Raw genomic sequence first — 6,345 nt, forward strand, 5'->3', positions numbered from 1 at the left:
GCTTTCGGTGCGTGTTGCGTGCCGGGTGTTGCCTGTCAGGTGCTGCGATCAGCGTCCTTCGAACTTCGGTGCACGCTTTTCCAGAAATGCGTTCACGCCTTCCGCGTAGTCGTAGGACGCCCCCAGCGAGCGCTGTCCATCACGTTCGAGGTCGAGTTGCTGGTCGAGCGTGTTGGTCGTCGACGCGTAGAGCGCGTGCTTGATGGTCGCGAGCGCCTTCGTGGGTTGCGTGGCCAGTTGCGTGGCGAGCTTTTGAGCTTCGGGCAGCAATGCGTCGTCGTCGACGCAGCGCCAGATCAGGCCCCACTGCTCGGCTTGCTCGGCCGAGAGCTTGTCGCCCAGCATGGCCAGCCCCATCGCGCGGGCCATGCCCACGCGTTGCGGCAGGAACCACGTGCCGCCGGTGTCGGGCACGAGGCCGATCTTCACGAATGCCTGAATGAAGTTGACGGAGGCCCCGGCGAGCACGATGTCGCACGCGAGCGCCAGATTTGCGCCTGCGCCGGCGGCGATACCGTTCACGGCCGCGATCACCGGCATCGGCAGGGCGCGCAGCTTACGCACGAGCGGGTTGAAGTTCTCGTCGATCAGCGCGCCGAGATCCGTCGAGGCGCCCGGCGTGAAGTCGAGATCCGCCAGATCCTGACCGGCGCAGAAGCCGCGTCCGGCACCCGTGAGCACGATGGCGCGGGCGCCTTGGGATTGCGCGGCGTCGAGGGCGTCACGCAGTTCCGCATGCATTTGCCGCGTGAAGCTGTTGAGCTTCTCGGGACGGTTGAGCGTGATCGTCGCGACGTTATCTTTTAGCGTCAGTTGAACCGTGGCGGTGGTCGTCATGGCGGGGGCTTCCTCCGGGGATGTGGAATCAGACGCGTTCGATGGCGATGGCGATACCTTGCCCCACGCCGATGCACATCGTGCACAGCGCGAAGCGTCCGCCGGTGCGGTGCAGCTGATACATCGCCGTGGTCACCAGACGAGCGCCCGACGCGCCCAGCGGGTGGCCCAGCGCGATCGCGCCGCCATTCGGGTTCACGCGCGCATCGTCGTCGGCAATGCCGAGTTGACGCAGCACGGCCAACCCCTGGCTGGCGAAGGCTTCGTTCAGTTCGATGACGTCGAACTGGTCGAGCGTCATGTTCAGTTGCTTGAGCAGCTTGAGCGTGGCCGGGGCCGGGCCGATGCCCATGATGCGCGGGGCGACACCGGCCGTGGCCATGCCGAGCACGCGGGCGCGCGGTGTAAGACCGTGCAGCTTGGCGGCGCTTTCGCTTGCGAGCAGCAGGGCGCACGAGCCGTCGTTCACGCCCGAAGCGTTGCCTGCGGTGACCGTGCCGTCTGCGCGGACCACGCCCTTGAGCTTGCCGAGCGCTTCCATGCTCGTGGCGCGCGGGTGCTCGTCATGCTCGACGACGATCGCGTCGCCCTTCTTCTGGGCGATGGATACCGGCGTGATTTCCTGAGCGAGCGTGCCGTCGGCTTGAGCGCGCGCGGCCTTCTCCTGACTGCGCAGCGCGAAGCGATCCTGATCTTCGCGGTTGATCTTGAAGTCGTCCGCCACGTTCTCGGCCGTCTCCGGCATCGAGTCCACGCCGTACTGTGCCTTCATCAGCGGGTTGATGAAGCGCCAGCCGATGGTCGTGTCGAAGATCGCGGCCTGACGCGAGAACGCGCTGTCGGCCTTGCCCATCACGAACGGTGCGCGCGTCATCGACTCTACGCCGCCGGCGATCATCAGACCGGCTTCGCCTGCCTTGATGGCGCGCGCGGCCGTGCCGATGGCGTCCATGCCCGAGCCGCACAAGCGGTTGAGCGTGGCGCCCGGCACGTCGATCGGCAGTTCGGCGAGCAGCGAGGCCATGCGGGCGACGTTGCGATTGTCTTCACCTGCCTGATTCGCGCAACCGTAGATGACGTCGTCGATCAGCGTCCAGTCCACGTTCGGGTTACGCGCCATCAGCGCCTTGAGGGGAATCGCCCCGAGGTTGTCGGCGCGCACGTCTTTCAGCGCACCGCCGTAACGGCCGATGGGGGTGCGGATCGCGTCGCAGATGAAGGCTTCGGTCATGGTGTCTCTTTCCTGTCTTGGCTTTTGGGGCGGGAGGGTCGCTGCCGTCGTCGGGCGCCGCGCAGGCCGCAGTGCGACGATGGGGCCGACGGGCGACGGTGAGTGACTATGGTAGTGACTTACCGTCGCGCTGGCGTGAGGAGATTCCCGTCCTCTCTATATAGATGTGGCTTAAGACTCGATCGGACTCAAGCGGCGCCGGCTTCGGACTTGGCCGGCACGTGGTGACGGCTTTGCACGACGCGGAAACGGTTCGCGACGAAAGCGGCGTCCGCCAGACTGGCGTTTGCAGCCGGGTTGCCGCCCGTGCCGTGGTAGTCGGAGTAGGCCGCCGACTGGTTGACGAACACGCCGCCGGTCAGGTTGAGCGACAGCGCGACACGGCCTTCGATGGCGGCGTCGAGCGCCTGGGCTTCGCCTTCTGCGGTCGTGGTGTAAGCCGACAGCGTGAGGGCGCCGTGCTCGGCGGCGGTGCGTCCGGCCAGAGCAAAGGCTTGCGCGCTGCTGTCGACGGCGATCACGAACGTGACCGGGCCGAACCACTCGCGGGTGTAGGTGGCTTCGTCGGCAACATCGAGTGCCACGATCAGCGGGGTGCGCACGCGGGCGTCGGCGAAGGCCGGGTGTTGGAGCGTCTGGCTGTCGAGCACCACGCGGCCGACCTTGCGGGCTTCGTCGATACGGGCGAGCACGCCTTCATTCTGGATCGCGCCGAGCAGCTCGACGGCCTTGGCCGGGTCGCTGCACGTCTTTTGCACGCTGCCGGCAATGGCGGCGACGACTTCGTCGAACGACACGTTGCCTTCCGGCGTCTGAATGCCGTCACGCGGAATGTAGATGTTCTGGGGCGCGGTGCACATCTGGCCCGAATACAGCGCGAGCGAGAAGCCGATGTTGCGGGCCATGCCCTTCAGATCGTCCGTCGAATCGATCACGATCTGGTTCACGCCGGCCTTCTCGGTGTAGACCTGCGCCTGACGGGCGTTGGTTTCGAGCCAGTCGCCGTTGGCGGTGCTGCCGGTGAAGTCGATCACGCGCACTTCGCCGCGCTTGGCCAGTTGCTGGACGATCTCGCCGTCGTTCGGATTGGTGGCGGCGAGCGTGACGACGTCCGGATCGAAACCGGCGTCCTTCAAAACGTCTCGCGCGATCTTCACGGTGATGGCGAGCGGCAGAATGGCGCCCGGGTGCGGCTTGACGATCACGGCATTGCCGGTCGCGAGGCTGGCGAACAGGCCGGGGTAGCCGTTCCACGTCGGGAACGTGCAGCAGCCGAGCACCAGCGCCACGCCGCGCGGCACGACGGTGTAACGCTTTTCCATCGCCAGTGCCGGGTTCTTGCCCTGCGGCTTTTCCCAGTAGGCGTTCGCAGGAATGCGGCGCAGTTCGTCCCAGGCGTAGGCCACGGCTTCGAGGCCGCGATCCTGTGCGTGCGGGCCGCCGGCCTGGAACGCCATCATGAACGCCTGACCGGTCGTGTGCATCACGGCGTTGGCCATCTCGAAGCTACGGGCGTTCAGGCGCTTGAGGATTTCGAGCGAGACACCGACCCAGGCGTCCGGGGTGGCGGCGCGCCACGACTTGTGGGCGTCGCTCACGCGGGCGAGCAGGGTGTCGATCTCGAAACCGGGATAGGTGGTGCCGAGTGCGAAGCCGAACGGCGAGACTTCCTGGCCTGCGCTGCCCGTGCTGCCGCGCTGTTCCAGCGGGAAGGCGGCGTTCAGATATTGTTTGAAGGCGGCTTCGCCGTCGGCTGCGGCCGTCTCGCCATAAGCACGCGGGCTCGGCATTTCCGTGAACGGGCTCCAGTAACCACGCGTGGCGATGGCCTGAAGGGCGCGCTCGAGAGTCTCTTGGTGTTTGGCGAAGAGGGGATGAGTCATGGTCGTGGATCTGTCCGTGTCGGGATGCGGCTGGCGGATTCGCTGTCTGTGCCTGCGGGCAAGTTTGTGGCTCGCGCGGCAAGACGCAGGGGACGGCACCGGTTCGTCTCAATCATGTTTCTCGTCAACATTAATTGACCGACCGGTTGGTTTGTTAATATAGCACCAAATCTTCCGGGCGTGGCGCACGATGACGCCGGGTTTTCCCCGACGGGTGGGCGCGCAGGAGATCGGCAACAGGAAGGGGCGGGCGACGAGTCGGTCGGTGGCCTTCTATATATAGGAATGTTCCGAGTCGTTGTGCGCCATATCACCGCCGGGATGATGTTTTGACGTGCGCCGCGGTGGCCGATCTGCGTGGCGGAATGACTGATGCGTGGCCTGGGGATCGATGGCATCATGCCTAACCACTGCAGTCGACGCCCGGCAGGCTGCCAACCCTGGCCCGCCGTGTGCGGCGCAGCGCCGTTGCGAACCAATGGCGTGTCTATCGCCTTAACCGTTTTCGGCGGTTGTCCGCGTGCGATGCCTTCGTGCCCGGACAAGCGCCTGCCCCCGAACCACAAGACGAGACTTTGACTGGAGGAGTAAGAGGATGACGTACGAGAACATTCTGGTGGAGACGCGCGGCCGCGTCGGTCTGATCACGCTGAATCGTCCGAAAGCGCTCAATGCGCTGAACGATGCGCTGATGGACGAACTGGGCGCCGCGCTCACCGCATTCGATGCGGACGAGGCCATCGGCTGCATGGTGATCACCGGGAGCGAGAAGGCGTTCGCCGCAGGGGCGGACATCGGCATGATGTCGAAGTACACCTTCGCCGACGTTTTCAAGGGCGACTACATCACGCGTAACTGGGAGACGGTGCGCCGTATCCGTAAACCGGTGATTGCTGCCGTGTCGGGTTTTGCGCTCGGCGGCGGGTGCGAACTGGCGATGATGTGCGACTTCATCATCGCGGCCGACAACGCGAAATTCGGCCAGCCGGAAATCAAGCTCGGTGTGATTCCGGGCGCGGGCGGCACGCAGCGTCTGACGCGCGCGGTGTCGAAGGCCAAGGCGATGGACATGTGTCTGACGGCGCGCTTCATGGATGCCGCCGAAGCCGAGCGTGCGGGCCTTGTGTCGCGCATCGTGCCGTTCGAGAAGCTGCTCGACGAGGCGATCGGTGCGGCCAACACCATCTGCGAATTCTCGCTGCCGGTCGTCATGGCGGCCAAGGAATCCGTCAACCGCGCCTTCGAGTCGACGCTCGACGAGGGCGTGCAATTCGAGCGCCGGATGTTCCATTCGCTGTTCGCGCTGGAAGATCAGAAGGAAGGCATGGCAGCGTTCGTGGAGAAGCGCAAGCCGGTTTTCAAGCATCGTTGAAACTGTTGTGAAAAGCCGGGACGGCCTGCTGAGAGGCGGTCGTCCTATGATAGTCTGCCGGTTTTTTCAGCAAGGGACGAAACGATGTCGATGAAACGACGTGCATTTGCGCTGGCCCTGGTGGTGGCCTCGGGGCTGCTGTTGAGTGCCTGCGGGAAGAAGGAAGAAACGGCTGCGGGCCGTTCTGTTGGGCCGGATGGCTCGCAACCTGTGTACGTCGTCGGCTCGGACGCCGCTTATGCGCCGTTCGAATATGAAACCGATAATCGCCAGATCGCCGGCTTCGATATCGATGTGATGAAGGCTGTCGCCGACAAGGCGGGCATCTCCATTCGATTCATCAACACGCCGTTCGAGGGCATCTTCAATTCGCTCGTGCAGGGCGATCGCGACATCCTCATTTCGGCGATCACGATTACGGACGAGCGCAGCAAGCAGATGGACTTCTCGACGCCTTACTTCGAGGCGTCGCAGCTGATCGCCGTGCCGTCGAACTCGACAGTGCAGAAGTTCGACGATCTGAAGTCGCTGAAGGTCGGCGTGCAAACGGCGACGACGGGCGATGAAGTCGTTCAGAAGCTGATGGGCAAGAATAATCCGTCGGTGAAGCGCTTCGAAGGTACGCCGCTGGCCATGAAGGAGTTGGAAGCCGGTGGCGTGGATGCAGTGGTCGCAGATAACGGTGTCGTGGTGAACTTCATTGCGAATAATCCGAATGCCAAGCTGCGCACGGTCGCGGACAGCAACTTCCCGAAGGAGTATTACGGCATTGCCGTTCGTAAGGGTGATGCGGAACTGCTTGCCAAGATCAACAAGGGCATCGAGGCGGTCAAGACCGATGGCACCTACGATGCGATCTACGAGCGTTACTTCGGCAAGAAGAAGTCCTGATTTCAGGCGCGACACGGCACCGGCAGGTGCCGTGTGAAATGAAAAAGCCCCGTCGCGACGGGGCTTTTTCATGGGTTTTCAAATTATTTTCACAAAGGGGGTTGCCAAGGTTCGGGGTTTTCACTAATATC

5 protein-coding genes are annotated in these 6,345 nt (G+C 64.0%); 2 read left to right on the forward strand and 3 right to left on the reverse strand.

Translation table 11 applies throughout. The features are described from left to right. Window positions 1-48: 48 nt before the first annotated feature. The 3 genes from paaG to paaN all read right to left on the reverse strand — a co-directional run bounded on the left by paaG (window position 49) and on the right by paaN (window position 3,951). Window positions 49-837, reverse strand: coding sequence for a 2-(1,2-epoxy-1,2-dihydrophenyl)acetyl-CoA isomerase PaaG (paaG, locus tag A9762_RS18655; protein WP_069343505.1), 789 nt, complete (start codon window positions 835-837; stop codon window positions 49-51). A gap of 28 nt (window positions 838-865) precedes the next feature. Next, entirely contained in the window at window positions 866-2,068 is a 1,203-nt protein-coding gene (gene pcaF / locus A9762_RS18660; protein WP_069343506.1) for a 3-oxoadipyl-CoA thiolase, read from the reverse strand. Between the two features lie 188 nt (window positions 2,069-2,256). After that, window positions 2,257-3,951: a phenylacetic acid degradation protein PaaN gene (paaN, locus tag A9762_RS18665; RefSeq protein WP_069343507.1), complete on the reverse strand. Its 1,695-nt coding sequence runs from the start codon at window positions 3,949-3,951 to the stop codon at window positions 2,257-2,259. A 595-nt stretch (window positions 3,952-4,546) separates the two neighbouring features. Between paaN and A9762_RS18670 the strand changes: the two genes are divergently transcribed. Then, window positions 4,547-5,323 (forward strand): enoyl-CoA hydratase, encoded by a 777-nt coding sequence (locus A9762_RS18670; RefSeq protein WP_069343508.1) that lies wholly within the window; start codon window positions 4,547-4,549, stop codon window positions 5,321-5,323. An 84-nt stretch (window positions 5,324-5,407) separates the two neighbouring features. Next, window positions 5,408-6,214 (forward strand): basic amino acid ABC transporter substrate-binding protein, encoded by an 807-nt coding sequence (locus A9762_RS18675; protein ID WP_069343509.1) that lies wholly within the window; start codon window positions 5,408-5,410, stop codon window positions 6,212-6,214. Window positions 6,215-6,345: the final 131 nt, after the last annotated feature.

The sequence above is a fragment of the Pandoraea sp. ISTKB genome (genome assembly GCF_001721285.1).
GTDB classification, from domain to species: domain Bacteria; phylum Pseudomonadota; class Gammaproteobacteria; order Burkholderiales; family Burkholderiaceae; genus Pandoraea; species Pandoraea capi.